Origin of the sequence: Thioalkalivibrio denitrificans, from assembly GCF_002000365.1 — a bacterium.
Classification (GTDB): Bacteria; Pseudomonadota; Gammaproteobacteria; order Ectothiorhodospirales; family Ectothiorhodospiraceae; genus Thioalkalivibrio_A; species Thioalkalivibrio_A denitrificans.
Genome location: NZ_MVBK01000027.1, coordinates 17132 through 43874 on the forward strand (window position 1 = coordinate 17132; position 26743 = coordinate 43874).

The 26743-nt window shown below is 65.1% G+C and carries 30 protein-coding genes and 1 other RNA gene; 9 read left to right on the forward strand and 22 right to left on the reverse strand.

Annotated elements, in window-relative coordinates; all coding sequences use genetic code 11:
• Nucleotides 1–2 precede the first annotated feature (2 nt).
• From ftsL to rnpB, 4 genes are all read right to left on the reverse strand, one after another.
• Nucleotides 3–272 carry a cell division protein FtsL gene (gene ftsL / locus B1C78_RS04650; RefSeq protein WP_425443956.1) on the reverse strand — a complete coding sequence of 90 codons (270 nt, stop codon included), beginning with the start codon at nucleotides 270–272 and terminating at the stop codon, nucleotides 3–5.
• Nucleotides 269–1219, reverse strand: a complete 951-nt coding sequence (gene rsmH, locus B1C78_RS04655; RefSeq protein WP_077277985.1) for a 16S rRNA (cytosine(1402)-N(4))-methyltransferase RsmH — start codon at nucleotides 1217–1219, stop codon at nucleotides 269–271. Before rsmH ends, ftsL begins: the two co-directional genes overlap by 4 nt.
• Nucleotides 1216–1668 (reverse strand): division/cell wall cluster transcriptional repressor MraZ, encoded by a 453-nt coding sequence (gene mraZ / locus B1C78_RS04660; RefSeq protein ID WP_077277986.1) that lies wholly within the window; start codon nucleotides 1666–1668, stop codon nucleotides 1216–1218. The genes rsmH and mraZ overlap by 4 nt, the downstream gene beginning before the upstream one ends.
• A 365-nt stretch (nucleotides 1669–2033) precedes the next feature.
• Nucleotides 2034–2393: RNase P RNA component class A (gene rnpB, locus B1C78_RS04665), an RNA gene on the reverse strand.
• Nucleotides 2394–2689: 296 nt separating this feature from the next.
• On the opposite strand from rnpB, the gene B1C78_RS04670 reads away from it, so the two are divergent.
• The 4 genes from B1C78_RS04670 (at nucleotide 2690) to B1C78_RS04685 (ending at nucleotide 4357) form a co-directional block, all read left to right on the forward strand.
• Nucleotides 2690–2932, forward strand: a complete 243-nt coding sequence (locus B1C78_RS04670; RefSeq protein ID WP_077277987.1) for a prevent-host-death family protein — start codon at nucleotides 2690–2692, stop codon at nucleotides 2930–2932.
• Nucleotides 2932–3309, forward strand: coding sequence for a type II toxin-antitoxin system VapC family toxin (locus B1C78_RS04675; RefSeq protein WP_077278014.1), 378 nt, complete (start codon nucleotides 2932–2934; stop codon nucleotides 3307–3309). The genes B1C78_RS04670 and B1C78_RS04675 overlap by 1 nt, the downstream gene beginning before the upstream one ends.
• Nucleotides 3310–3409: 100 nt before the next feature.
• Complete coding sequence (locus B1C78_RS04680) at nucleotides 3410–4015, forward strand: hypothetical protein (RefSeq protein WP_077277988.1); 606 nt, start codon at nucleotides 3410–3412, stop codon at nucleotides 4013–4015.
• A gap of 30 nt (nucleotides 4016–4045) precedes the next feature.
• Nucleotides 4046–4357: a hypothetical protein gene (locus B1C78_RS04685; RefSeq protein WP_077277989.1), complete on the forward strand. Its 312-nt coding sequence runs from the start codon at nucleotides 4046–4048 to the stop codon at nucleotides 4355–4357.
• Nucleotides 4358–4646: 289 nt separating this feature from the next.
• Here B1C78_RS04685 and rsmI read toward each other — a convergent pair whose 3' ends face one another.
• On the reverse strand, nucleotides 4647–5498 hold the full coding sequence (rsmI, locus tag B1C78_RS04690; protein WP_245795312.1) for a 16S rRNA (cytidine(1402)-2'-O)-methyltransferase: 852 nt from the start codon (nucleotides 5496–5498) through the stop codon (nucleotides 4647–4649).
• A gap of 216 nt (nucleotides 5499–5714) precedes the next feature.
• Here rsmI and B1C78_RS04695 point away from each other — a divergent pair, with 216 nt between their 5' ends.
• From B1C78_RS04695 to B1C78_RS04710, 4 genes are all read left to right on the forward strand, one after another.
• Nucleotides 5715–7646: a penicillin-binding protein activator gene (locus tag B1C78_RS04695; protein WP_077277991.1), complete on the forward strand. Its 1932-nt coding sequence runs from the start codon at nucleotides 5715–5717 to the stop codon at nucleotides 7644–7646.
• Nucleotides 7643–7999: a YraN family protein gene (locus tag B1C78_RS04700; protein WP_077277992.1), complete on the forward strand. Its 357-nt coding sequence runs from the start codon at nucleotides 7643–7645 to the stop codon at nucleotides 7997–7999. Before B1C78_RS04695 ends, B1C78_RS04700 begins: the two co-directional genes overlap by 4 nt.
• Before the next feature lie 208 nt (nucleotides 8000–8207).
• The gene (locus B1C78_RS04705; protein ID WP_077277993.1) at nucleotides 8208–9596 is read left to right on the forward strand and encodes an FAD-binding oxidoreductase; all 1389 of its coding nucleotides are present in this window, start codon (nucleotides 8208–8210) and stop codon (nucleotides 9594–9596) included.
• Nucleotides 9597–9857: 261 nt separating this feature from the next.
• Nucleotides 9858–10244, forward strand: a complete 387-nt coding sequence (locus B1C78_RS04710; RefSeq protein ID WP_077277994.1) for a hypothetical protein — start codon at nucleotides 9858–9860, stop codon at nucleotides 10242–10244.
• Nucleotides 10245–10424: 180 nt separating this feature from the next.
• On the opposite strand, the gene B1C78_RS04715 is transcribed toward B1C78_RS04710, so the two are convergent.
• From B1C78_RS04715 to B1C78_RS04740, 6 genes are all read right to left on the reverse strand, one after another.
• On the reverse strand, nucleotides 10425–10802 hold the full coding sequence (locus tag B1C78_RS04715) for a ClpXP protease specificity-enhancing factor (RefSeq protein WP_245795313.1): 378 nt from the start codon (nucleotides 10800–10802) through the stop codon (nucleotides 10425–10427).
• A gap of 87 nt (nucleotides 10803–10889) precedes the next feature.
• On the reverse strand, nucleotides 10890–11516 hold the full coding sequence (locus tag B1C78_RS04720; protein ID WP_077277996.1) for a glutathione S-transferase N-terminal domain-containing protein: 627 nt from the start codon (nucleotides 11514–11516) through the stop codon (nucleotides 10890–10892).
• A 152-nt stretch (nucleotides 11517–11668) separates the two neighbouring features.
• A complete protein-coding gene (locus B1C78_RS04725; RefSeq protein WP_077277997.1) occupies nucleotides 11669–12406 on the reverse strand; it encodes a cytochrome c1 in 738 nt (245 codons plus the stop codon).
• Nucleotides 12406–13800, reverse strand: a complete 1395-nt coding sequence (locus tag B1C78_RS04730; RefSeq protein WP_077277998.1) for a cytochrome b — start codon at nucleotides 13798–13800, stop codon at nucleotides 12406–12408. The genes B1C78_RS04725 and B1C78_RS04730 overlap by 1 nt, the downstream gene beginning before the upstream one ends.
• Nucleotides 13800–14396: a ubiquinol-cytochrome c reductase iron-sulfur subunit gene (gene petA, locus B1C78_RS04735; RefSeq protein ID WP_077277999.1), complete on the reverse strand. Its 597-nt coding sequence runs from the start codon at nucleotides 14394–14396 to the stop codon at nucleotides 13800–13802. The genes B1C78_RS04730 and petA overlap by 1 nt, the downstream gene beginning before the upstream one ends.
• 197 nt (nucleotides 14397–14593) lie before the next feature.
• Nucleotides 14594–15343 (reverse strand): Nif3-like dinuclear metal center hexameric protein, encoded by a 750-nt coding sequence (locus B1C78_RS04740; RefSeq protein WP_077278000.1) that lies wholly within the window; start codon nucleotides 15341–15343, stop codon nucleotides 14594–14596.
• Between the two features lie 260 nt (nucleotides 15344–15603).
• On the opposite strand from B1C78_RS04740, the gene B1C78_RS04745 reads away from it, so the two are divergent.
• A complete protein-coding gene (locus B1C78_RS04745) occupies nucleotides 15604–16752 on the forward strand; it encodes a Do family serine endopeptidase (protein WP_077278001.1) in 1149 nt (382 codons plus the stop codon).
• Nucleotides 16753–16814: 62 nt separating this feature from the next.
• On the opposite strand, the gene hisC is transcribed toward B1C78_RS04745, so the two are convergent.
• The 11 genes from hisC to B1C78_RS04800 form a co-directional block, all read right to left on the reverse strand.
• A complete protein-coding gene (gene hisC / locus B1C78_RS04750; protein WP_077278002.1) occupies nucleotides 16815–17900 on the reverse strand; it encodes a histidinol-phosphate transaminase in 1086 nt (361 codons plus the stop codon).
• Between the two features lie 10 nt (nucleotides 17901–17910).
• Nucleotides 17911–19209 carry a histidinol dehydrogenase gene (gene hisD, locus B1C78_RS04755; protein ID WP_077278003.1) on the reverse strand — a complete coding sequence of 433 codons (1299 nt, stop codon included), beginning with the start codon at nucleotides 19207–19209 and terminating at the stop codon, nucleotides 17911–17913.
• A gap of 186 nt (nucleotides 19210–19395) precedes the next feature.
• Complete coding sequence (aroG, locus tag B1C78_RS04760; protein WP_077278004.1) at nucleotides 19396–20454, reverse strand: 3-deoxy-7-phosphoheptulonate synthase AroG; 1059 nt, start codon at nucleotides 20452–20454, stop codon at nucleotides 19396–19398.
• Nucleotides 20455–20472: 18 nt separating this feature from the next.
• Nucleotides 20473–21123 carry an ATP phosphoribosyltransferase gene (gene hisG / locus B1C78_RS04765; RefSeq protein WP_077278005.1) on the reverse strand — a complete coding sequence of 217 codons (651 nt, stop codon included), beginning with the start codon at nucleotides 21121–21123 and terminating at the stop codon, nucleotides 20473–20475.
• Between the two features lie 13 nt (nucleotides 21124–21136).
• Nucleotides 21137–22396 carry a UDP-N-acetylglucosamine 1-carboxyvinyltransferase gene (murA, locus tag B1C78_RS04770; protein ID WP_077278006.1) on the reverse strand — a complete coding sequence of 420 codons (1260 nt, stop codon included), beginning with the start codon at nucleotides 22394–22396 and terminating at the stop codon, nucleotides 21137–21139.
• Nucleotides 22397–22505: 109 nt separating this feature from the next.
• Nucleotides 22506–22829: an STAS domain-containing protein gene (locus B1C78_RS04775; RefSeq protein ID WP_077278007.1), complete on the reverse strand. Its 324-nt coding sequence runs from the start codon at nucleotides 22827–22829 to the stop codon at nucleotides 22506–22508.
• Nucleotides 22826–23491, reverse strand: coding sequence for an MlaC/ttg2D family ABC transporter substrate-binding protein (locus tag B1C78_RS04780; protein WP_077278008.1), 666 nt, complete (start codon nucleotides 23489–23491; stop codon nucleotides 22826–22828). Before B1C78_RS04780 ends, B1C78_RS04775 begins: the two co-directional genes overlap by 4 nt.
• 37 nt (nucleotides 23492–23528) lie before the next feature.
• On the reverse strand, nucleotides 23529–23987 hold the full coding sequence (gene mlaD / locus B1C78_RS04785; protein ID WP_077278009.1) for an outer membrane lipid asymmetry maintenance protein MlaD: 459 nt from the start codon (nucleotides 23985–23987) through the stop codon (nucleotides 23529–23531).
• Between the two features lie 20 nt (nucleotides 23988–24007).
• The gene (mlaE, locus tag B1C78_RS04790; protein ID WP_077278010.1) at nucleotides 24008–24790 is read right to left on the reverse strand and encodes a lipid asymmetry maintenance ABC transporter permease subunit MlaE; all 783 of its coding nucleotides are present in this window, start codon (nucleotides 24788–24790) and stop codon (nucleotides 24008–24010) included.
• Nucleotide 24791: 1 nt separating this feature from the next.
• Nucleotides 24792–25592: an ABC transporter ATP-binding protein gene (locus B1C78_RS04795; RefSeq protein WP_077278015.1), complete on the reverse strand. Its 801-nt coding sequence runs from the start codon at nucleotides 25590–25592 to the stop codon at nucleotides 24792–24794.
• Between the two features lie 142 nt (nucleotides 25593–25734).
• The gene (locus B1C78_RS04800; RefSeq protein ID WP_077278011.1) at nucleotides 25735–26352 is read right to left on the reverse strand and encodes a DUF72 domain-containing protein; all 618 of its coding nucleotides are present in this window, start codon (nucleotides 26350–26352) and stop codon (nucleotides 25735–25737) included.
• Between the last annotated feature and the right edge of the window lie 391 nt (nucleotides 26353–26743).

Here is a 26743-nt window from a genome sequence, read left to right on the forward strand (position 1 = left end):
CTTCACTCCAGCAGGATCACGGTGGTGCGCGCGTCGGGAAGCGTCATCTCCAGGCGGCCGCGCGCCACCTCCTCAATGCGGCCGTGGGTGGCCCAGGTGCTCTGTTCCAATTGCAGCTGCCCCCACTCCACGTTCAACCGGTCCCTGATATCCAGCTCCTCCTGCAGCGCGATGAACAGACCGCGGCTGTGGTGCTTGCTGTAAACGACGCCCAGCGCCGACACGATCACGGCCAGGAACAATGCGGCAAGACCCGTCAGGCGCAGCGTCACGACAGACGCTCCGCCATCCGTAACACGGCGCTGCGCGCCCGCGGGTTCGCCTTCACTTCCTCCTCTGCGGGGCGCACGGCCCGCCCCACCAGTCGCAGCGTCTGGCCGCGGCGTCCCTCGCGCACGGGCAACCCCCGCGGCAGACGCTCGCCTTCGGCCTGCTCGCGCATGAAACGCTTCACCAGGCGGTCCTCGAGGGAGTGAAAGCTGATCACTGCCAACCGCCCGCCCGGCGCGAGCAGTGCGGGCAGCTGCGCAAGGCAGCGGCGCAGACTTTCGAGTTCGTCGTTGACGCGGATGCGAATGGCCTGGAAGGTACGCGTCGCCGGGTGCTTGTGGCGCTCACGGGAGGGCACCGCCGCGGCGACGATCTCCGCCAGCTGACCGGTCCGCTCGATGGGGGTGTCGCGCCGCGTTTCAACGATGCGACGGGCAATGCGACGCGCAAAGCGCTCCTCGCCGTATTCCTTCAGCACCTGCGCAATCTCCGCCTCCGGCGCATGGGCAAGCCAGGCAGCGGCCGACTCGCCGCTGTCCGGATCCATGCGCATGTCCAGGGGGCCGTCGGTCTGGAAGCTGAAACCGCGGTTCGGGTCATCCAGCTGCGGCGAAGACACCCCAAGATCCAGCAGGACCCCGTCCAGCTTGCCGGTGACGCTCAGTCTGTCTGTTACCTGCTGCAGCATGTCGAATGAGCACCGCTCGAAGTGAAAGCGTCCGTCCGCGCCGAAGCGCCTGTGCGCCTCAGCCGCCGCCTGCGGGTCCCGGTCCAGCGCGATCAGCCGGCCCCGCGGCCCGAGCCGCTCGAGAATCCGCCCGCTGTGCCCGCCCCGTCCGAAGGTGGCATCCACGTAAGTGCCGTCGGGCCTCACGGCCAGCGCCTCGACGGCCTCCTCCAGCAATACCGGGCGATGACCCTCGGGCTCCGGGTCCGTGCCCCCGGTCACAGGGAGAGGCTCTCCAGTGCCGCGCTCAGATCGCCGGCCTCGTCCTCCTCCCGGAACCAGGCCTCGCGGCGCTGCGTCCAGGTGTCCTCGTCCCAGAGCTCGAACTTGTTGCCCTGCCCCACCAGCACGGCCCGCTTGTCCAGGGAGGCGTACTCGCGCAGCGGCGTGGGCAGCAGGATGCGGCCCTGCCCATCCAGATCGCACTCGGTGGCATGCCCCACCAGCAGGCGCTGCAGGCGGCGCACCTGGCGGTCCATGTTGGGGCGGGACATGAGGGCCTGCTCGATGCGTTCCCATTCGGGCTGGGGATAGACAAGGAGACAGCCGTCGCGGTCGACGGTGATGACCAGCCGACCTTCACAGGTATCCATCAGGCGATCGCGATACCGGGACGGCATGGCCATGCGCCCCTTGGCATCCAGGTTGAGATTGGTCACGCCTCGAAACACGCCCGGCCCTCTTGGGAGGGAAAACCACTTTCCCCCACCATTCCCCACATTTCTACACTATAGGTACGCGTTCCGCGTGGTGTCAAGGAAAATCAGGGCCAGTGGCGCAAGAATTGTGCTTGTGTCACAAAGACTTAGCCATGGCTTCTGAGAGTCGGAGAACAGAGGGCCCGGGACATTTCAAACAGGGGATTTAAGTTCACGGAGTTGAGGGCTACACCTCACAAGTCACTTTAAGTTTCGGGGAAGCCTGTCATGCCCGTGACGGGGTCCGGTTGTCGGGTACACGAGACACCCGCCCCGGGTGAATGAGGCGCAAAGTGGTGAAGGAAAGACGCCCCGGGATATGTCCCGGGGCGCCGGATCGGGGGAGCCGGCCTGTAAGCCGGGTTCTGTCGGGGACAGTCATTCATCTGGGACGCGCGTCACCGCGCGCCTCGTGCAGCCTACCCGGGTGCGGTGCGGGCCACACCAATGCACCCCTATTTGGCCTTGCTCCGGGTGGGGTTTACCGTGCCGCGGCATGTTGCCATCCGCGCGGTGCGCTCTTACCGCACCTTTTCACCCTTGCCTGATCCGGAGCTTGCGCCCCGGCCATCGGCGGTCTGTTTTCTGTGGCACTTTCCGTCGGCTCGCGCCGCCCAGGCGTTACCTGGCACCCTGCCCTGCGGAGCCCGGACTTTCCTCCACGATGCAGGCATCGCAGCGACTGTCCGGCCGACTCCGGGGGGTTAGACTACGCGGGATACTGAAAGTTACAAGGGGAAGTTGGAATTGGGAATTGGGAATTGGGAATTGGGAAGTGGGAAGTGGGAAGTGGGAAAGGGTGGACCCCAGCTCCGGTGCCTGACGCCCGTAATCCGGGTAACTGTTGAGTGCGGTCCCTCGACGCAAAGACGCCATGACGCAAAGGGGGCGAATCAGGAATGCCTGAGACAGGGTTACAGCTTGGTGCGTCCACACTTGAAAAGTCCACGCACATGGTTACACTTGCGAGTGTAACTTTATCGGATCAATTGCCATGCGCGCCACCACAAAGGATCTCAGACTGCATACCGCCGAAATCCTCGCGGCTACGGATCGCGGAGAGCAGGTGATCATCACCTACCGTGGCAAGGGGCGGGCACTGCTCACGCGCTGGCGCGATGAGACCGGGCGCACCCGATCACGCGCACGCAATCCCGCCTTCGGACTCTGGCAGGATCGTGACGAGGACGTTGACAAGCAGGTGCGACGCCTTCGTAAGCGGAGGAAACTGCCTTGATTCTGGTGGACACGGACGTCCTGATCTGGAACCTTCGCGGCAATCCAGAGGCCGCCGAAGTGCTCGACGCCCTGCCCGGCTTCGCCCTCTCGGCCGTCACCTATATGGAACTGGTCCAGGGCACGCGAGACAAGAATGAACTCAAGGTACTGCGGCAGGCGCTCCACTTCTGGCACGCCCACATCATCCATATCGACGAAACCATCTCGGCCCGCGCCACCTTTCTGGTGGAACAGCACACGCTGGCCAACTCGATGCAGCTTGCCGATGCGCTCATCGCCGCGACCGCACTCGAACACGGCCTGGATCTGCTCACTGCCAACGACAAGCACTATCGCCCCGTGGACGAACTGACCGTTAGGGTCTTTCGACCCTAACCCGCATATCGCACTGGGTGGACGGGCGCCTCTCCCATCGTATAGATTCGTGATAAACGCGGTGGAGACGAGCCGGATCGCCGCACGATAAGGAGATCACATGCACATCGCACGCTATCTTTCGATTTTTTTCCTCCTTCTGTTCCCTGGACTGCCTCCCGCTCATGCGGAGCCACTGTGTGACCATGCCTACTGTTACACGGTGGCGGAGCGAACAGAACTCCTCGCTGAACCCGCGTCCGGAATCAGGCTGGACATTGCCGGCTTCCATGTTTCCGTCCCCCCTCCCGAGCGGATCGTTGCAGATGGCGAGACGCTCTACCTTCACCTCGGTAATGACGCAGTTCTTGTCATCGGTCCGGAACGCCTTCCGCAGCTCCGGGATGCCGGCGTCACGATAGTGCCTAACCAGATTCCCAAAATGATCTTTCTGAAAACACCGGAGGACGCCGCTTTCCTGACACAGGAAGACGAAAAGGTGTGGCGTTTTGCCCTGTCCCTGAAGCGATACCATTTTGAGAATGCCAGCCACGCGCTGCACGTTCGGCATGCCGGGATCCACTATTTCCTTTCTGACGGGGATCTCGTGGGATTCAGCGGCCAAGCGCTCATCACCAGGACTGAACAAGAGGATTACTTTCTCCGCATTGACGCCCTGAACATGGACTTCCAAGGGTTCAAGCGTATCGTCTTGAGCGTTCACTGACTTGATTCAGCACACAAGAGGGAAGCACCCATGCTCACGGACCGAGAGAAAAGGGACGCCCGAATTGTCCTTGCCTATTTCTTTGGTCAGGAAGCGGCGGATTGGCCCGTCAACGACCGAGTGATTGAGAAACTTGGAGAGATGCTGATGCGCGAGAATACCTGCAGCGCCGCAATGAATCTGGTTCCAAGACCGGGCTTGGTCGACAAGGATTACATCAAGCGCCAGCTATCTGGGATCGCCCGCCGCATCCTGGCAGGCGACCATGCCTACCACATATGCAAACAGGCCGTCTCCTACGGCTGGAAACGTCGGATTCAGTTGGCAAGTCAGGGGCTTTAGCCCGCATATTTCACCAAGGATCGCGAATGATGGTNNCCAGAGGCCGCAAGCATCGCGATAGGCCGGCGGCGGAGGTACAAACCGTCACCACGGCATTTCCGCCAGATACGCCGATTTATGCCACTCATTCATAAGGTTACACGAAGCCGCGGGCCGCCTTGGTGAAATATGCGGGTTAGCCCGAATAGCCCACCAACAGTTCATAGGGCGGCCATGGGCCGCCCTATGAGTGGCGAATCTTTGCGTCTTTGCGCCTTTGCGTCGCAGTTCCTGCCTCTACCTTGTCAACTCACTCCCCCGACTTCAGACCCACCGCCCGCGCATACAACTGGTTTTTCCCCAGACCCGTGATCTCGGCGGCAAGCTTCGCCGCCTTCTTCACCGGCAGTTCGGCAAGCAGCAGACCGAGGATCCGTTCCGCCTCCGGTGTGACACCCTCCCCCGTCGGTTCGGGCGCGCCGGCCGTGAGCACCACGAACTCGCCCTTGCGGTGATCCTCGTTTTCGGCGAGCCAGTTGCACAGTTCATCGAGGCTGCCGCCCCGGATCTGCTCGAAGGTCTTGGTCAGTTCCCGGGCCACCACGGCGCGCCGATCTGCGCCAAGCGTCTCCCGCATGTCGGCAAGGCAGTCGGCGATGCGGTGGCTGGATTCATAGAAGATAAGGGTGCGCGGATCTTCGGCCAGGGCCTGGAGACGCTGGCGCCGTGCAGACGCCTTGGCAGGCAGGAAACCCTCGAACACGAAGCGGTCCGACGGGAGTCCGCTGATCGAGAGCGCGGCGATGGCAGCCACGGGGCCGGGCACGGGGGAGACGCGGATGCCCGCCTCCCGGGCGGCGACCACCAGCCGATATCCCGGGTCGCTGATGAGGGGCGTGCCGGCGTCCGAGACCAGCGCCACGGTGCCGCCGGCGCGCAGGCGCTCGATCAGGCCGGGCACCTGACGGGGCTCGTTGTGCTCGTGCAGGCTCACCTGGCGGGCGCTGATGCCGAAATGGCTCAGCAGGGCGCCGGTGCGCCGCGTGTCCTCGGCGGCCACCACGTCCACGGCGCCGAGGATCTCCAGCGCGCGCGGCGCGATGTCGCCCAGGTTGCCGATGGGCGTGGCGACCACGTACAGGATGCCCGGTTCAATTGACACACCCACCCCCCGTCAAGATACTGGCCCCCTGCCGGCTAGCAGGCTGTCCGCATGGTTCGCGCCCGGGCATCCCGGTGTGCGACTTGGATGCCGGAAATCCCATCGCCGGCGGCGCATACTTGTTATTGTGCCCGCAATGCATCGGCCGCAACATGTAATCTGGCTCGCCGCCGGTGCGCGCACGCCAGTACCACGAGACCAATTCCGATCATTTTCATGACCCAGACACTGTCCATTGCGCGGCTGCTGACCGCGCTGCTCACCGCCCTGATTCTGGCCGCCTGTGCACCGGCCCCCCGCCCCGTGGAGCCGCCGGATCCGTCCCGCGCCGTCGTCCTGGAACAGGAAGGCCGGCTCGTCGAGGCCGGACGCCTGTACCTGGAGCTGGCCGAGCGAGCCGAGGACCCGCAGCGTACGGAACTGCGGCTCAGGGGGGTGGACCTGCTGCTGGACAGCGAACCCGAACCCCAGGACGAGGAGCGCATCGAAGCGGTCCTGACCGAACTGTCCCCCATGGAGCTGCCGCCGGTGGAGGCAACTCGCGTCAGCCTCGCCACTGCCCGACTGGCCATGTGGCGCGGGCAACCCGCCGCCGCGCTTGAGGCATTGCCGGCGGACGTGGTCGGTGTGCCCGCTCACCTGGGACGTCAGGTGGAGGAAACACGCCTGAGCGCCTACCTGGCGCTCGACGACCTGGCAGGCGCCGTTCAGACCCATGTCCGCCTGGAAGCGTGGCAACCGGACGCCGAGGGCGTGGCCGCCAACCGGGCCGCCCTGTGGGATCGGATGCTGAGCCTGGAGCGGAGTACGCTCCTGCGCCTGGAGGGCGAGGTTCCAAGCCGCGCGGCGGCCGGCTGGCTGGCACTGGCCCGCGTCGCCCGAGGTACCGGGCCGATCCCCGAGGAACTCGATCGCGCGCTCGAGGAGTGGTCCCGTGCCTATCCCGACCACCCCGCCGCACCCGAAATGATTCGTCTGCTCCGGGAGCAGTGGGCGGCCCTGGGTCGATACCCTGACACCGTCGCCTTGCTGCTGCCCATGAGCGGGCGACTCTCCACGGTGGCCACCGCCGTGTACGAAGGGGTGATGGCCGCCTATTACAGTCTCCCGGTGGACGCCCGACCGGTGGTCAGACTCTATGACACCGGCGAACAGGCCGAGGCGGCATGGACCCTCTATCAACAGGCCGTGGACGACGGCGCGGATCTGGTCATCGGCCCGCTGGAGCGGCGCGCGGTCACTCTCTTTTCACGGGCGGAGATGCTGCCCGTACCCGTCCTGGCCCTGAATCATTCCTCGGATTCCGTTGCCCCCGAGCGCTTCTACCAGTACGGGCTGAATCCGGAGGACGAGGCCCGCCAGGCCGCCGAGCAGGCCGCCATCGAGGGTCACCTGCATGCGTTGGTTCTGGCGCCCCGCAACGACCTGGGGGAGCGCCTGAGCCGGACCTTTGCCGAGCGCTTCGAGGATCTGGGCGGCATGGTGCTCGCCACCGAGTTCTACTCGCCCCAGGCATCGGACTTTGCCGGACCCATCACCTTCGGCGTAGGCCTCACCGAGAGCCGCGGCCGCCATCGGCAGCTGCAGAGCGTGGTGCGCACGACGCTGGAGTTCGAGCCCCGACGCCGGCAGGATCTGGACATGGTGTTCATGGTGGGCTCTCCGCGGGAGGCGCGACTGCTGGCGCCCCAGCTGCGCTTTCACCGGGCGGGGGATCTCCCGGTGCTGAGCACTTCCCATGCCTACTCCGGCACGCGTGATGCGCGCGCGGACGAGGACCTGGACGGCGTTGTGCTCGCGGACATTCCCTGGGTGCTCGACGTCACCGTGGACGGCACACCGGACCGCGAGTCGCTGCTACCCGTGCTGTCCTCCTCCAGCCGCGCACTGCCACGGCTGGTGGCCATGGGCCACGACGCGCTGCGCCTGGTGCCCCTGCTCGAGCACCTGCATGCCCGCCCCGGGGAGCGCTTCACGGGCCTGACCGGCAACCTGTACCTGGACGACGCCGGCCGGATTCACCGGCAGCTCCACTGGGCCCGCTTCCATCGGGGCACTCTGCGGCCCCTTGCACCGATGGTCGCCGCTGAACCGGAAGCCGCGCCGCGCGTGGTTCCCACCGTCATCAGAGAACCTTCCGGCCTGTGAAAACACAACGCCAGGGACGGCGGGCCGAACAGGAGGCGCTGAATTTCCTTCAGGCACGGGGACTACGCCTGGTCGAAACCAACTACCGCTGCCGCGCCGGCGAGATCGACCTGGTCATGACACACGGCGCGACGCTGGTGTTCGTGGAGGTGCGCATGCGGGTCAGCCGCACCTTTGGCGGCGCCGCCGCCAGCGTGACGCCTGCCAAGCAGCGCAAACTGTGTACAGCGGCTCGCCACTACCTGCTCAGCCGGGGTGAACCGGACGGCCCGGTGCGCTTCGACGTGGTCGCCCTGGACGGCGGAGCCGCCCCCCACTGGATTCCCAATGCCTTCGACGCACCGCTGGATTGAGCGTGTGATTCAGCGCGCGAGCCTGAAGCAAAAAGAATACTCTCGCAAAGACGCGAAGCCCGCGAAGAAGAGCGAATTGCGAATGGCCATGAGGCTCCTTGAGCTGCCTTGGCGTGCTTCGCGTCTTCGCGAGAGAGCCTGCTCTTCGGTCAGTTCGTACCGATAACCGACAAATTGCATCCGATGCCTCCCGTGGCACACTAGACAAATGAGCAACGAAAGCCCCCTCATTGCCGCATTGCGCCTATGCGTACCCGCGGACCAAGTGCTCACTGAGCCTGGTGACTGCTGGGCCTACGGGTACGACAACTCACGCCAGCAGGCCCTGCCCGATGCGGTGGTGTTCGCCACGGACGCGGAGCAGGTGCAGCAGGTGGTACGGCTTTGCAATGAACACGGCACGCCCCTGGTGGCACGCGGACGCGGCACGGGCACCACGGGGGCGACCGTGCCGGTGGGCGGTGGCGTGGTGCTGTCCTTCGAGCGCATGGACCGGGTCCTGGAGGTGGATCCGGACAATCGGCTCATGGTGGTGGAACCCGGCGTGACCAATCAGGCGGTGCAGGACGCAGCCGGGCAACACGGTTTCTTCTGGCCACCGGACCCGACCAGCGCTGCCGTGTGCACCGTGGGCGGGAACCTTGCCTACAACTCGGCCGGACCCCGGGCGGTGAAATACGGGACGCCCCGCGAGAACACCCTTGGCCTGCGAGCTGTCACGGGTGATGGTCATATGCTGCGCACCGGCGTTCACACCACCAAGGGCGTGGTCGGCTATGACCTGACGCGCCTGATCATCGGTTCGGAAGGGACATTGGCCATCATCACGGAGGCCACACTGAAGCTCACACCGCTGCCCGATGCCAAGCGCACATTGCAGGCGGTCTATCGAAACATGAGCGACGCCGCACGCGCCGTGGCAGCGTTGATGGCGCAACCGGTTACCCCCTGCGCACTGGAGTTCATGGACCGGGGCGCCATCGAGATGATTCGCGCCTATGCCGAAGCGGACCTTCCCGTGGATGCGGGGGCACTGTTAATGATCGAGGTGGACGGCGCCGCAGATTACGTGGACACCGCCGCCGAAGCCGTGGCCCGGGTCGCGCGGGTGGACGGCGCTCTGTCGGTGGAGGTGGCGAGAAGCGACGAGGCGGTCCGGGCACTGTGGGCGACGCGCAAGGCGCTCTCGCCGGCTCTGCGAAACGTCGCGCCCAAGAAAATCAACGAGGACGTGGTGGTGCCGGTATCACACATTCCGGACCTGATTGAGGGCCTGCAGACCCTCGGCAAGCGGCACGGGATCACCATCGTCAATTTCGGTCATGCAGGCAACGGCAACATTCACGTCAACCTGCTGGTGGACCCCGAAGATCCACAACAGATGCAGGCCGCCGAACAATGCCTGGACGAGGTCTTTGCACTGGTCCTGAAGTTGCGCGGAAGCCTCTCGGGTGAACACGGCATCGGCCTTGTCAAGCGCGCCTTCGTGGACCGCGAGATCGAACCCGAAACTCTTGACCTCATGCGCCGTATCAAGGCCCAGTTCGACCCGGCGGGCATCCTGAACCCGGGCAAGGGCTTCCCGGACCCTGCCTGAAGTTGTTGGTGTTTTCTGAAAATCAGAAGCCGGAACGCAAAGGGCGCAAAGGTCTGCGCGAAGGGTGCGAAGGAACTCTCTTGCAAGAAAACCTTGCGTCCTTCGCGCAGACCTTCGCGCCCTTTGCGGTGTGGCTTCTGGGGCTTGTCAGCGTTTCGCACCCGGAGAAATGTGACGGGCAAAGCAGATCGACGCCGGGCGCGGCACCTAATGTGTGAAATCGCATCAAAGCATGCGTGAACCCATACATCGGAGAGCCGTATGAACCGCAGAACATTCACAAAGTCCCTGCTTGCAACATTCGCAGTGGGTGCCATGAGCCCCCTGATCGCCATGGGGCAGGAGGAGGAGGTCTACGGCCGTGAGTTGATGACGCGCGACGAGATCCGGGAACACCGGCAAAACATGCGCTCGCTTCGGGGTGAGGAGCGTGAGGCCTATCTGCAGGAGCACCGCGAGCGAATGACCCAACGCGCCCAGGAACGGGGCGTGGACCTGCCCGATACGCCGAGGGGACGCCCCGAAGGGGCCGGCCCGGATCGCGGTTATGGCCCCCGTGACGGCGGCGGACGCCCCGAGGGCGCGGGCCCTGACCGTGGTTACGGCCCCGGCGGCGGTGGTCCGGGAGGCGGCGGACGCGGTCGCTGACCGCAAACTCCTCTTGAGGTGCTTTAACCAGACTCGCGAAAAGCAAACCGCGAAGGGCGCGAAGGGGTGCAAGGTTTTCTTACACGAGAATTCCTTTGCGTCCCTTCGCGCATGCCTTCGCGCCCTTCGCTTTCCGGCTTTTGACTTTCCTGTTCGGATGATCCGTTCGGATAAGAACGGCTACTTGACCACGCGCAGGTGGCTGCCCTTGCCTCCGGTATCGGGGCCGTCGCCGGAGGGGCCGTCTCCGCCCTCCTCGGCGAACATCATCCCCTGGCCGTTCTCCCGGGTGTAGATGGCCATCACGCGATGCAGAGGGATCTGCACGCTCATGGGCTTTCCGCCAAAGCGTGCGCTGAAGGTGACCTCTTCGTTTCCCAGGGTGAGGCCCTGAACCGCCATGGGGGCGATGTTCATGACGATGCGTCCGCCCTCGACGAAATCGGAGGGCACCATGACGTCGTCGTTGCTCGCATCCACCAACAGGTGTGGGGTCAGGCCGTTGTCCACGATCCACTGGTAGATGGCACGCACCAGGTACGGCCGGCTTGAAGTCATGGGTTCGGTCATGGGCAGCCTCCGTCAGAAGCCTGGATCATCAGTGGAGGATCGGGCCGTGCCGCCGACAGACGGGTCAACCGATGCTCAGGGGCGCAGTTCCCTTTCGGCATCGGTCAGGCTGTGCTTGAAGGACGGCCTTGCAAACAACCGTTTGGCGTAGGCCGCCACCGGCTTGGGCACACTGTTGGGCGCGATGCCGTAGGCGGGCAGACGCCAGAGGATCGGCAGAATGGCGCAGTCCACAAGGCTGAACTCATCACTGAGAAAGTAGGGCTTCAACGCAAAGATGTCCGCCGACGCCACCAGGCTCTCCAGCAGGATCTTGCGGCTCTTGGCGGGCAGCTTGAACCCGTTGGCCTCGGCCTCCTCCGCCACGCTGTACCAGTCCCGTTCGATACGATAGAGGGCCAGGCGCGCGGCCGCGCGCGACACGGGATCCACCGGCATCAGCGGCGGATGCGGGAATCGCTCGTCCAGATACTCGGTGATCACCTGAGGGCCGTAGAGGGCCAGGTCGCGGTCCACCAGGGTGGGCACCGAGTTGTAAGGGTTGAGATCGGAGAGATCCTCCGGCTTGTCGTCCGGATCGATGTTGATGACGTCGACGGTGATGTCCTTCTCCGCCAGAACGATACGTACCCGGTGGCTCTGCACACACAGCGGCGCAGAGAAAAGCGTCATTACGGACCTTCTTGCGGCGATCAACGCCATGCTGGTTTCTCCCTCGGACGGCCCGGGTCCTCACCGGCGGGAATGCGCCGGGAATCTGTGTGCCATGTGTCATCCCCCGTGTCCGGAGGCCCATTATAACGCGGCACACCCGATTTGGGGGCTTCCCGCCCCGGACCGCCGTGGGAGTCCTGTCAGTGGATGTCCTTCCAGTATTCCTTCTTGAGCAGGTAGGCGAGGACCGTAAAGAGTCCCAGGAACAACAGCACCCAGATCCCGATCATCTTGCGCTGATGCTGAACCGGCTCTCCCATGTAGGACAGAAAGGTCACGACATCGCGCACCATGGCGTCATATTCGGTGCGGCTCATGCTGCCCGATTCGGCCACCTCCAGTCGCACGTCGCCGTCGTCATCCGAGACGAGTTCCTGCCAGCCCTGCAGTTCCCACAGTACGTGGGGCATGCTGGTGTTGGTGAATACGGCGTTGTTCACGCCGAAGGGGCGCTCCGGGTCCAGGTAGAAACCGCGCAGGAATGTGTACAGCCAGTCTTCGCCGCGCACCCGCGCCACCAGGGTCAGGTCCGGCGGGGCCACGCCGAAGGCCTCGGCGGCCTCGCGTGGCGGATAGGCATTCGTCATCAGATCACCCACGCGGGTGGGATCACCCCGGTCGTCTCGCGTGAAGATGAAGTTTTCGCGCACCTGTTCCTCGGTGAGTCCCAGATCCTGTCCGACACGGGCATAGCGGCTGTACTGGGCTTCATGACAACCCATGCAGTAATTCACGAAGATGCGGGCGCCGCGCTGCAGCGATGCCTGGTTGGTGATGTCCACACTCACCCGATCCAGCTTGACTGCCGGGCCCGCGGCGATCGCCATGCCCGGCAGTGCCAGGCCCAGGAGAATCAGTACCAGAATCAGTTTCTTCATCACGCGGTCACCCTTTCCGGAACGGGCTTGTCCTGACCCAGGTTGCGAACGAAGGCGGGCAGCAGGAGGGTAATGGCAAGGTAAGCCGTGGGATACAGCCAGGTGCCCCAGACCAGCATGGCCGTCTCGGCATCCACCCGTGTCAGGTCATAGAACGTGTACAGGCCGGCCAGCACCAGGAAGCTGACAAGGCTGAAGGCCATGGAACGCTCACGGCTGTGGAACCACAGCACGACGAAGAACATGAAGTAGACAACCGTGGCGCGCAGACCCCATTCGACCAGCACGGTATCGGTGGGCTCGGTGCCCAGCCAGGTCATGAGCATGAAGTTCAGCCCGAACAGCATGATATTGAACTTGTGCACCGGGCTGCGGTAACGAATGGATTTCACCGGATTGCGGTCGATCCACGGCAGGAAGAGCAGCACGAACACCGCGCCGAACATGGTCAACACGCCCAGGAACGGATCCGGAATCACGCGCAGCGTGGTGTAGAACGCCCCGTAGTACCACACCGGCGGAATGAAGTCCGGCGTCACCAGCGGATCCGACATCTCGAAGTTCGCGGCCTTCAGGAAGTAGCCGCCCATCTCGGGCGCAAAAAACACCACCGCGAAGAACAGGATCAGGAACACCCCGACACCGGCGATATCCTTCACGGTGTAGTAGGGATGAAAGGGAATCCCGTCGAGGGGCTTGCCGTCGGGCCCCTTGTTCTTCTTGATCTCGATGCCGTCCGGGTTGTTCGAACCCACTTCATGCAGCGCGATGATGTGCAGAAACACGAGCATCACCAGTACCAGCGGCAGAGCGACCACGTGCAGCGCGAAGAAGCGGTTCAGCGTGGCATCGGAAATCAGGAAGTCGCCGCGTATCCACGTCACCAGATCCGGTCCGATCAGCGGGATGGTGGAGAACAGGTTCACGATCACCTGGGCGCCCCAGTAGGACATCTGACCCCAGGGCAGCAGGTAGCCCATGAAGGCCTCGGCCATGAGCACCAGGAAGATCAGCCAGCCGAAGACCCACAACAGTTCGCGGGGCTGCTTGTAGGAGCCGTAAAGCAGCGCCCTGAACATGTGCAGGTACACCACGATGAAGAACGCAGAAGCGCCGGTGGAATGCATGTAGCGGATGAACCAGCCCCATTCCACGTCGCGCATGATGTACTCGACCGAGGCGAAGGCGTACGCCGCATCGGGCTTGTAGAACATCGTGAGGAAGATGCCGGTGACGAACTGAATCACCAGCACCAGCAGCGCCAGCGATCCGAAGAAGTACCAGAAATTGAAGTTTTTGGGGGCGTAATACTGGGCCAGGTGCTCGTTCCACCACTTGGTCATGGGGAACCGCGCGTCGATCCAGCCCGCCAGGGCGGTCAATGACTTGCTCATCAGGCTGCTCCTTCGTCCTCACCCACCACCATCAGGGTGTCGGACAGGTACGTATGCGGCGGGACCACCAGGTTGGTGGGGGCGGGCAGGTTGCGGTACACACGACCAGCCAGATCAAAGCGCGAACCGTGGCAGCCGCAGAAGAACCCGCCGCGCCACTCGGGACCGAGATCGTCCGGCGCCACCTCGGGCCGATACGAAGGGGAGCAGCCCAGATGCGTGCAGACACCGATGACCACGAGGAACTCAGGCTTGATGGAACGATGGATGTTCTGTGCGTAATGCGGCTGCTGCGTCTCCACCTCGGAGTTCGGATCACGCAGGCGTGGATTGAGATCCGGCAGGGCCGCGAGCATCTCCTCGGTCCGCCGCACGATCCACACGGGGCGGCCGCGCCACTCGACGCGCATCAGCTGGCCCGGCTCCATCCGTGAAACGTCCACCTCGACCGGGGCGCCCGCCGCCTGGGCGCGCGCGCTGGGTTGCCAGGACGCCACAAAGGGTATCGCGGCCGCCACGACACCCGCGCCGCCCACCACCGTTGTGGCTGCCACCAAAAAACGGCGCCGGCCCTGGTTAACGCCATCGTTAGCCATTACCAATCTCCCACTGAGAGTGCAATCAATTCTGTTTATTGCCGCCCGGACTGACGCCGGGCTGGTATCCGTGGGGTGCGAGCCCGACCTGCGGCCGTGCACCCCTTCCTTTGGCGGGCGAATTAAGACGCGATAGGATTCCCGAACTGCGTGTTCAGGTCAAGTTCGGACGATCGTCTAACTCGCATTGCATTGATTCACGCCGGGTTATCCACATCGATAAAGGCATGCTGAAGCTTGAATACGTCGGCCAAACGCCCCCCCAGGGCCCTGGCGCCGTCCCGCTCGGTGGCATGGTGACCCGCCGCGAAGTAATGAATGCCGGCCTCGCGGGCCACGTGCACGGTCTGCTCGGAGACCTCCCCGCTGATATAGGCATCCAGTCCCAGGCCCGCAGCCTGGTCGATGAATCCCTGGGCTGCGCCGGTGCACCACCCGATGCGCCGGATCCGCGCCGGCCCGCCCTCCACCCAGAGCGGCGCCCGGCCGAGCGCTGCCTCCAGGCGCGCACCCAGGCTTTCTGCGTCCACGGGTTCGGCCACGCTGCCAACGAGGCCGATGCCGTCCTCGCGCAGCACGCCCTCCACCGAGAAACCGAGGCGGGCGGCCAATTGCGCGTTGTTGCCCAGCTCGGGATGGGCATCCAGGGGGAGATGGTAGGCGAGCAGACTCACGTCGTGGGCCAGCAGCAGGCGCAGGCGCTCGCGCTTCATGCCTGTGATGCGGGCATCCTCGCCCTTCCAGAAATAGCCGTGGTGAACCAGCAGCGCATCGGCGCCCTGGTCGATGGCCGCCTCGATGAAGGCCCGGCTGGCGGTCACCCCGCTGGCCAGCAGGCGCACCGGGCGGCCGCCCTCCACCTGCAGGCCGTTGGGACAGTAATCGGCAAAACGGCCGACCTCCAGAAGTTCGTCGGCGTAACGGGCAATCTCGCGGATGTCGGTCATGGGGGTTCTCAACCATTTGATACGGGCTTGAGCCACAGAGGGCACAGAGGTCACAGAGCTGGAATTCGATAATGGCGTTGATGGGCCGAGCTGTTGGCATCCTTCATGGTGGCTTTCGGGTCCTGGGTTTTCAGGTTCCGTGTCTCTGTGACCTCTGCGCCCTCTGTGGCTAATCGTTCGAAGCAGAAACCCGTGGACTCAAACGCCCGGCACGCTCCAAAAGCCCACCCGACGCTCGCGGCTCATGCTATTGTAAATTCATGACGAAGGTATCGCGATTTTTCCTGCAGGTGGTCGTGGCCGGCGTGATCGCAGCCGCCGTGGTCGTGGTGTTTTTCCCCGAGATCGTGCGCGAGACACGACCCGTGGTGGAGGTGCGCCAGGGCAACGACGCCCCCGTCGGACCCCGGCTGGAAGGCCCTGTCTCGTACGCCGACGCCGTGGGCCATGCCGCCCCGGCCGTGGTCAATATCCACACCCGCAAGACGGTTGCCGAGCAGTCGCATCCGTTTGCCGATGACCCGCTGTTCCGGCGCTTCTTCGGAGACCGCTTCGGCACGCCGGGCCAGCGCACCCAGACAAGCCTCGGATCCGGGGTGATCTTCAGCCCCCAGGGCTACGTGCTCACCAACCATCACGTGATCCGCGACGCCGAGGAGATCGAGGTCATGCTGGCCGATGAACGCAGCCTGCATGCCCGCATCGTGGGGACCGACCCGGATACGGACCTGGCCGTGCTGCGCATCGAGAACGGCGGCGAACTGCCGACCATCACCGTCGGAGGGTCCGCGGGCCTGCGCGTGGGAGACGTGGTGCTGGCCATCGGAAACCCCTTCGGCGTGGGCCAGACCGTGACCCAGGGCATCGTCAGCGCCACCGGCCGCAGCCGGCTCGGCATCAACACCTACGAGGATTTCATTCAGACCGATGCGGCCATCAACCCGGGCAACAGCGGCGGCGCGCTGATCAATGCCCATGGCGAACTGGTGGGCATCAACACCGCCATCTTCACCCGTTCCGGAGGATCCCACGGGATCGGTTTCGCCATTCCCGTGGACCTTGCCCGGGACGTGATGACCCAGATCATCGAACAGGGCCAGGTGGTGCGCGGCTGGCTCGGCATCGAGGTGCAGGAGATCACGCCCCAACTGGCGGAATCCTTCGGCCTGAGCGACCGGCGCGGCGTGCTCATCGCCGGCGTGTTGCGCGACAGCCCCGCCGGACGCGCCGGCATGCAGCCGGGAGACATCATCACCCACATCGGCGGCGACCGCGTCAACGACGCCCAGGACGCGCTCAACTTCATCGCCCGCGCCCGCCCCGGCGACACCCTCCCCATGCAGGGCATCCGCGACGGCGAAACCATCGAGATCCGCAGCGACGTCGGCAAGCGTCCGGCGCGGCGATAAACGCTGTCCGTTGTCAGTGGTCCGTTGTCAGTTGTATTGCACCTTCGACAACTGACTACTGACTATTGACCAAGAACACTTCCGAGCGCAGCGAGGAAGCGCTCGTTCTCGTCGGGGCGGCCGACGGTGACGCGCAGGCAGTCGGTGAGGGGGCCGCCTTGGGGGGAGAGGTTCTTGATCAGCACGCCCCGTGACTTCAGGCCCTCGAAGACCCGATCCCCCTGCCCTGCCGGCACGCGGCAGAGGATGAAGTTGGCCTCGCTGGGATAGGGAATCACGCCCGGCATCTCGGCAAGCGCCTGCATGAGCGACTCGCGGTCGCGGCGGATGGCGGCGGCCTGTTCGTCGAGCACCGTATGGTGATCCAGCGCAAACGCCGCGCTGGCCTGCGTCAGGACGTTGATGTTGTAGGGCAGGCGCAGCTTGTCGAACTGTTCAAGCCACGCGCGGGGGCCGCACAGGTACCCGAGACGCAGGCCTGCAAGGCCCTGCTTGGACACCGTGCGCATCACCACCAGGTTGGGGTAGCGGCCGAGATCGCCGAGAAAGCTGTCGTCCGCAAACGGCGCGTAGGCCTCGTCAACGACCACGAGCCCAGGGGCCGCCTCGATGACCGCTTCCATGTCTTCGCGCGCGAACCGGTTGCCGGTGGGGTTGTTGGGATAGGCAAGGAACACGACCGCGGGCTCATGTGCCTGCATGGCGGCGATGAAGGCCTCCCTGTCCAGGGCAAAACCCTCGCCCAGCGGCACACCCACGTAATCCATGTCGGCGTAGCCGGCGATCATGCGGTACATGACGAAACTGGGCTCCACCGACATGACCACGCGCCCCGGGCCGGCCAGCGCCATGATGATCACCTGAATCAGTTCATCGGAGCCGTTGCCCAGGATCACGGACTGGTCCGCCGGGATGCCCGCCACCCGGCGCAGGGTGTCGATCAGTTGCGGCGAACGCGGGTCCGGGTAGCGATTCAGGGCGACGTTGCGCAGCGTCTCCAGCCACGCATCCACCAGTTCCGGCGGCCAGTGATAGGGGTTTTCCATGGCGTCCAGTTTCACCAGTCCCGAGGCGTCCGGCACATGATACGCGGCCAGCGAGCGGATGCTCGGCCGGACCCAGCGGGCCACCAGTGTCGTGTCCGTCATGGGCGATGCCTTACTTGATACGGTATTCGGCCGAGCGGGCATGGGCCACCAGGCCCTCGCCGCGGGCCAGCCGCGAGGCGGTACGCCCCAGCGTGGCCGCGCCCTCGGCGGAACAATTGATCAGGCTCGAACGCTTCTGGAAATCATAGACACCCAGCGGCGACGAAAAGCGCGCCGTGCGCGAAGTGGGCAGCACGTGATTTGGGCCTGCACAGTAATCGCCCACGGCCTCTGCAGTGTAACGGCCCATGAAGATGGCGCCGGCATGCCGTATGCGCCCGGCCATCCGCTCCGGTTCCGACACAGAGAGTTCCAGGTGCTCCGGTGCAATCAGGTTCGCCAGGTCCACGGCCTCGTCCATGTCCGCCACCTGGATCAGCGCACCCCGAGCCGCGAGCGAAGCACGGATGATGTCTTCCCGCGGCATGTCGGCCAGCAGCTTGTCCATGCTTTCCGCCACCCGGTCCAGAAAGGCCTTGTCCGGACTCACGAGCAGTGACTGGGCATCCTCGTCATGCTCGGCCTGGGAAAACAGGTCCATGGCGATCCAGTCAGGATCGGTCTGCCCATCGCAGATCACGAGGATCTCCGAAGGACCGGCGATCATGTCGATGCCCACCGCACCGAAGACCATGCGCTTGGCGGTGGCCACGTAGATATTGCCGGGGCCCACGATCTTGTCCACGGCGGGCACGGTATCCGTGCCGTAGGCCAGCGCCGCCACCGCCTGGGCGCCGCCTACGGCGAACACGCGGTCCACGCCGGCCACGGCGGCCGCTGCAAGCACCAGTTCATTGACCTCGCCGTCGGGCGTGGGCACCACCATGATGAGTTCCTCCACCCCCGCCACCTTGGCCGGAATGGCATTCATCAGCACCGAGGACGGATACGCCGCCTTCCCCCCCGGCACGTACAGGCCGACCCGATCCAGGGGGGTGACCTGCTGACCCAGCACGGTGCCGTCCTCCTCGGTGTACTGCCAGGAACTCAGCCTCTGCCGCTCGGAATACCGCCGGATGCGCGCCGCCGCGGTCTCCAGCGCCTCCAGCTGCTCGGACGAAATGGCCGTACGCGCCTGCTCCAGTCGAAACAGCGGGATCTCGAGGTCGGCGGCGTCGCTGATCTCCCGGCGATCGAAACGCCGCGTGTACTCCAGCAGGGCGGCATCCCCCTCGTCGCGCACGCGGTTCAGGATCTCGCGCACCGTGGCCAGCACCGTTTCGTCGGAGACACCCTCCCAGGCAAGCAGCGCATCCAGACGCTGGCGGAAATCGGCATCGCTCGTGCTGAGGCGGTTGATGGTGGGCATGGCTGTGGGGTCCGGAAAAGTCTGTGTCGGTGTGTTGCTGGCCACAGAGGGCACAGAGAATGCTCAAATTCGGTCGACAAATGGGCTTCCACCGGCGCCCGGCGTCGGGCTGAAGCCCGACCTACGTGACAGAATCCCTTCTTCTCTGTGACCTCTGTGCCCTCTGTGGCAAAAACTGTTCGGCGCTCAAGCGGCCTCGCGCCGCGAGCGAACGGCGGCGGCCAGTTCGGTGAGGACCTGGCGGGTATCCTCCCAACTCATGCACGCGTCGGTGATGCTCTGACCATAGGTGAGTTCCTTGTCCCTGGACACGTCCTGGCGGCCCGCGACCAGGTGGCTTTCCAGCATCACGCCGATGATGCGCCGGTCGCCGCCGGCGACCTGCTCGCCCAATACCCTGGCCACCTCGACCTGGCGCGCCGGGTCCTTGCGGCTGTTGGCGTGACTGCAGTCCACCATGAGGCTCGCAGGCAACCCGGCCGACTTCAGGCGCGTGGCCGCGTGCTCGATGCTGTCGGCATCGAAGTTGGGTTCCTTGCCGCCGCGCAGGATGATGTGACAGTCGGTGTTGCCGGCCGTGGAGAAGATGGCGGAATGGCCGGCCTTGGTCACCGAGAGAAAGTGATGCGGCCGCGAAGCCGAGCGGATGGCGTCCACCGCCACCTGCAGACTGCCGTCGGTGCTGTTCTTGAAACCCACCGGGCAGGACAGGCCCGAAGCCAGTTCCCGGTGTACCTGGCTTTCCGTGGTGCGCGCGCCGATGGCGCCCCAGGCCACCAGGTCCGCCACGTACTGGGGACTGATCAGGTCCAGGTACTCCGTGCCCGCCGGCATGCCCATCTTCGCCAGGTCCAGCAGCAGGCCGCGGGCCAGGCGCAGACCCTTGTTGATCTGGAAGCTGCCGTCCAGGTTGGGATCATTGATCAGCCCCTTCCAGCCCACCGTGGTGCGCGGCTTCTCGAAGTAGACCCGCATGACGATGTGCAGGTCATCGATCAGTTCATCCCGCATGTGCTTGAGGCGCCCCGCATACTCCATGGCGGCATCCACGTCGTGGATGGAGCAGGGACCGGCAATCACCAGCAGGCGATCATCCTGCCCTGCCAGGATGTTGTGAATGTCCATGCGGGCATCGTGCACGGTGGCCGCCGCCTCATCGGTGATGGGCAACTCCTCGTGCACAAGGACGGGGGGCGACACTTCGCGGATCTCGAGGATGCGCAGGTCATCGGTCTGGTAGCGCATAGCGTGTTCTTCTTGCCTTCAGGGGTTGGGGATCGCCGTGACCACGGCATCGGTGAGGCGCCGGATCAGATCCTTGACCCGCGCCGACTTCATCTTCATGGAGGCCTTGTTCACCACCAGCCGGGCGCTGATGTCGGCGATGTGCTCCAGGGGCACGAGGCCGTTGGCGCGCAGGGTGTTGCCCGTATCCACCAGATCGACGATGCAGTCGGACAGACCCACGATGGGCGCAAGTTCCATGGAGCCGTAGAGCTTGATGACCTCGACCTGGCGGCCCTGCGCGGCATAGTGCCGTCTCGTGGTATTAACAAACTTGGTGGCCACGCGCAAGCGACCCGCCCTGTCGGTCGCGCCCGGCCGCCCCGCCACCATGAGCCTGCAGCGGGCGATGCCGAGATCCAGCGGTTCGTAGATCCCCTCGCCGCCGTGCTCCATGAGTACGTCCTTGCCGGACACGCCCAGGTCGGCGGCACCGTACTGCACGTAGGTGGGCACGTCGGCGGCACGGATCACCACCAGCTTCACATCCGGGTGATTGGTGTCGAGAATCAGCTTGCGGCTGGTGTCGGGATCATCCACCGGCGTAATCCCTGCGGCCGCCAGCAGCGGCAGGGTATCCTTGTAGATCCGGCCCTTGGACAGCGCGATGGTGAGAGTGTCGTTGCTCATGGGGTTGATGTGCTCATCCGGGCACGCGGCGAATGCTTCCGCCCAGCTGCGCCAGTTTTTCCTCGATACATTCGTAGCCGCGATCAATGTGGTAGATGCGATCCACCGTAGTCTCGCCCCGCGCCACCAGCCCCGCGAGGATCAGGCTGGCGGATGCGCGCAGGTCGGTGGCCATCACCGGGGCGCCGGTCAGATACGGCATGCCCCTGATGACCGCCGTGTTGCCTTCCACACGGATGTCGGCGCCCATGCGCTGCAGTTCCAGGGCGTGCATGAAGCGGTTCTCGAACACGGTCTCCGTGATCGCGCCGGTGCCGTCCGCCACCGCGTTCAGGGCCATGAACTGGGCCTGCATGTCGGTGGGAAACGCCGGGTACGGCGCCGTGCGAAGGTTGACAGCCCTGGGCCGGCGCCCTTCCATATCCAGCTCGATCCAGTCAGGGCCCGTGTTGATCCGCGCACCGGACTCCTCCAGCTTGGCGAGCACGGCGTCCAGGGTGCCGGGCGCGGTATTGCGCAGACGAATGCGGCCGCCGGTGATCGCCCCCGCCACCAGGAAGGTGCCCGTCTCGATGCGGTCCGGCAGCACGTCATAGCGGCAGCCGTCAAGGTTCGCCACCCCTTCGATGACGATGGTGTCGGTACCGGCACCGGAGATCTGCGCGCCCATGGCAATGAGGCAGTTGGCCAGGTCCACCACCTCCGGCTCGCGCGCGGCATTCTCGATCACCGAAGTGCCTTTTGCCAGGACTGCGGCCATCATCAGATTCTCGGTGCCGGTCACGGACACCAGGTCCATGACAATGCGAGCGCCGCGCAGCCGCTTCGCGCGGGCACGGATGTAGCCCGCGTCCACGTCGATATCGGCGCCCATGGCCGCCAGCCCGTCCACGTGCAGGTTGACCGGTCGGGAACCGATGGCGCAGCCGCCCGGCAAGGACACCTCGGCCTCGCCGAAGCGTGCCAGCAGCGGCCCCAGCACCAGGATGGAGGCGCGCATAGTCTTCACCAGTTCATAGGGGGCCACGAACTGGTCCGTGGTGGTGGGATCCACCTCGATGCGCATGCGCTCGTCCACCGTCAGCGTCGCGCCCATGCGGCCCAACAGCTCCATGGTGGTGGTCACGTCCTGCAGGTGCGGGACGTTGCCGATGCTCATGGGCGTGTCGGCCAGCAGCGTGGCGGCCAGGATGGGCAACACCGCATTCTTGGCGCCGGAGATGCGCACATCCCCGGACAACGCATGTCCGCCTCGAATGATCAGCTTGTCCATCGTCGATCTCTGGGCGCGGCAAGGCCCTGTCCGGTGGGAAAAAGACGCCTATGATAGCGAAAAACGGCTTTCGGGGGGACCGCCGGGGGCGGGCCGGATGCTGCAGAGGTCAGGCGGGATCCTGACGGAAGGACGTCACGGGCAGCAGGCCTTCCAGGTCGGCCAGTCGGATTAGGTCCTTCATGGCCTGCGGCGCCCCGACGATGCTGAACCCGGCCCCGCGTTCCCGGGCCAGGCGCATCCATTCCACCAGTAGCGCGACCCCCGCGCTGTCGACGTGCTCCACGCCGGAAACATCGAGCTCATAAGCCCCCGAGCCGTCGCGGAACAGGGGCAGGGCCTGTGCCCACAGGTCGGCCACGGTGGCAAACCCGAGCCGGCCCGCCACCTGGAGGTTGCCGTCGGCCTGCCGGATGGACGGGGTGGCGCTCACGAACCCACGGCTTCCTCGACGAGCGCCCCGTCTCGCCGCTCCAGACGCTGGATCAGGTTCTCCAGGCCTTCGGCCTCGCTGCGGGCCGATTCGATTTCGTTGCCGAAGCTGGTGCGGAAGTTGGTCACCAGACTCCAGCTTTCCACGGTGAGATTGAAGGCCTTCCATTTGCCGTCCACCACCCTCAGGTCATAGACCACCGGGATGTTCGGCCGACCCTGACCCACCACGATCTCGGTGGCCACGCTGGCGCGGTTGCCGTCGGTCCGGCTGCGCCGCTCGTTGACGATGATGCGCTTGTCGGCATGCTCGGCCAACTGCCCCGCGTAGGCGCGCACCATGGTGTCGGTAAAGGCCTCCACGAAGCGCTCACGCTGTTCGGGCGTGGCCGTACGCCAGTGCCGCGCAAGGATCAGGCGGGACATCCCCTCGACGTCCACCAGGGGCAGGATCTCCTCCTCAACCAGGTCGTAGACGAACCTGGAATCGCTGTTGAGACGATCCTCGTTGTCCCGAAGAAGCTGCAGCACCCGGTTGGCCGAGGTCTGCACGACTTCCACCGGATCGCCGGGGTTCGCCTGCGCAACGGCCCCGAAGGCCAGCGCGGCCGACATGAGCAGGAGCAGGGACTGCAACCGCAAGAATCGGATACCACTGATCATGACTGGACTCCCGGTCGTTCCGGATGGGTTCGTTTCGTCATTGCGTGGCCATGTTGGTCACGATGCGCCCGATCACCTGTTCCAGCACGATGGCGGACTGGGTGAAATAGATCTCGCTCCCATCGACCAGGACCTCGTCCTCGCCACCGGGCTCGAGGGCGATGTATTGCTCACCCAGCAGGCCGGCGGTATAGATGCTCGCCTGCGTGTCCGCCGGCAGATAATCGTGCAGGGCGCTGATGGTCATCTCCACGCGGGCCTGGTACCGCTCGGGATCATAGCGGATGGCGCTCACCCGTCCCACCCGCACCCCGGAGACCGTCACCGGCGCCCGCACCTTGAGACCGCCGATATTGCCGAAATAGGCGCTGACCGTGTAGCCGTCGCCATTGCGGTACTCCGTCAGGTTGCTCACCTGCATGGCCAGCATGAACAGCGCCGCCAGGCCCAGGGCGACCAGTATGCCCACGGAGATTTCAATGGTACGTGTCGTCATGGCCCGTCCGCCTCCAGGTATCAGATGTCACCGAACATCAGGCCGGTGAGGATAAAGTCCAGCGCCAGAACCGCAAGCGCCGTGTGCACCACCGTGCGGGTGGTGGCCCGGCTCACACCCTCCGAGGTGGGCACGGCGTCATAGCCCTCGAACACGGCGATCCACGCCGCCACGAAGCCGAACACCAGGCTCTTGATGATGCCGTTCATGACATCTTCGTAGAAATCCACGTTGGCCTGCATCTGGGACCAGAACGACCCGGAGTCCACGCCCAGGAGGCCCACGCCGATGAAATAGCCGCCCATGATGGCCACTGCACTGAAGATGGCGGCCAGCAGCGGCAGGGAAATGAAGGCCGCCACGAAGCGCGGCACGATGACCCGCTTGATCGGGTCCACCGCCATCATCTCCATCCCGGAGAGCTGCTCGGTGGTCTTCATCAGGCCGATTTCCGCACTGAGCGCGGAACCGGCACGGCCGGCGAACAGCAGCGCCGTGACCACCGGGCCCAGTTCGCGTACCAGAGACAGCGCCACCGCGGAGCCCAGGACCTCCTCCGCACCGAAGCGCACCAGGGTGATGTAGAGCTGGTAGCCCAGCACCATCCCCACGAACAGCCCGGACACCGCGATGATCAGGAGCGACAGCACGCCCACCGAGTACAGCTCCCGAATCACCAGCCGCGGCCGGGTGACCACCACATGCAGGGACATCAGGATGTTGAGCAGGAACAGGTGACCGCGTCCCAGGCGCTCGAATACGCCCAGCGCCCAGCGCCCCAGACTGGCCAGTGAACCCAGCATGTCAGGCACCTTCCTTCTGGGCGGCGCCCATCAGGTCGGAGAGGTAGTCGGGCGCGGGATAGTGAAACGGCACCGGCCCGTCCGGCAGCCCCTTCATGAACTGCTGCGCCCACTGCGACTCGGTGCGCTCCATGTCGGCGGGCGAGCCCGAATCCACCACCAGGCCGTCCGAGATGAGATAAAGGCGATCGGCGATGGACGCGGCCTCCTGCACGTCATGGGAGACGAGGATGCTGGTCAGGCCCAGGGTATCGTTGAGACGCTTGATCAGGGCGACGATGACGCCCATGGTGATGGGATCGAGCCCGGTGAAGGGCTCGTCGTACATGATCATCATCGGGTCCAGGGCGATGGCCCGGGCCAGCGCCACCCGGCGAGCCATGCCGCCGGAGAGTTCGCTGGGCATCAGGTCACGCGCCCCGCGCAGACCCACCGCCTCGAGTTTCATCAGCACCAGGGTGCGCAGGACCCCTTCCGGCAGCACGGCATTCTCCCGAACCGGGAAGGCCACGTTCTCGAACACGCTTAGGTCGGTGAGCAGCGCCCCGGTCTGGAACAGCATGCCCATGCGCCGGCGCATGCGGTAGAGATCCGCGCGGCCGAGGCGGTGGATGTCCACGCCGTCCACGAGGATCTGCCCGCGATCCGGCCGAAGCTGTCCGCCGATGAGCTTGAGCAGCGTGGTCTTGCCAGTGCCACTGGGTCCCATTAGGGCGGTGATGCTGCCCCGCGGAATACTGGCGTTGAGCCCACGGAAGATGGGTCGGCCGCGGCGCGAGAAATGCAGGTCCCGTATCTCCACCAGGGTGTCTTGCCGGACCGGGGCGTGATTGTGGACCTGGGGTTCGATAACCGGAGCCCTTCTTTTCTGGTTCTGGGTGCGCGCATCCGCGCAGCGCGCCGCGCGAGTCAACCCGGGAGTGTCGGGGCGCCCGCGGGCGGAGTCAAGTCACCCCCAGCAGCTTCCCGATCACCCGTGCATCGTCGAACGTCGACACCGGCGCGCGCATGAACAGGACGGACCAGGGTTCCTGCTGGCAGGCCAGAAACGCCTCGAGGATCTCGCGCAACGCCCGGGGCGAGGGGCTGGTCTCCAAATCCACCAGCCCCGCGTGGCCGCAGGGACAGGGGCTTCCGGGACCGGTCCACAACCGCTGCCCGCCGGCATCCGCTCTGGTGCTGAACAGCGCCACCCCGTCCAGACGTTGCGCCGCGGCCGGCAAGGCATCGGCCGCCACGCCCGCCAGCACGACCCCGCCCAGCCGCTCACCGAGCGCCTTGCCCACTGCGGCGAGTTGGGCCAGATGCGCCTCGTCCGGCGCATGCTCGGCCAGCAGATAGAACCAGAACTGCGAGGGCAGTTCCTCCCGCCACCTGGCCACCTCCTCCGGCGCCGCGGCCTGCCAGTCCGCCTCAGGCACCAGTACGGTGTCGAAATGGCTCGCGTAACACGGCAGCCACCAGGCCCGCGGGGCATCCTCCGGATAGAGGGCGTTGGCCACCTGCGGGTTGTTCCAGCCTACGGCGCCGAAGGTGAGGGTGCGGATGGGTTTGTCGGTCATTTGGATCCTCTTGGTGCCTATGGTCACCATTTTCTCGATTGTTGCTCTGTTGCGAGACTTTGAAAATCAAAGGCGTTTCGAACCCCGCTGCGCGGGGCTCGAGTTCCTTTCTTTGCTTGTCCAAAGAAAGGAACCAAAGAAACGACACCCGGATGTCTCGCCCCTTCGGGGTACCCTGCGCGCGGGGGCGTTGCGGGGGGGCGATCGACAGGCCATCCGTGGCCTGACGATCGACGCGCCGCATCCTTGCGGCGCCCCTGACGGGCTTTTTCCCCGCAACACCCCCGTGCTCGGCGAGCCATACGGGGAAAGATCAAGACCCCTTCGATCAGCATGAACGGGATACTGGGTTTCAGGGCCTTGGGTTCCCCTGTAGACATCATGGATTGAC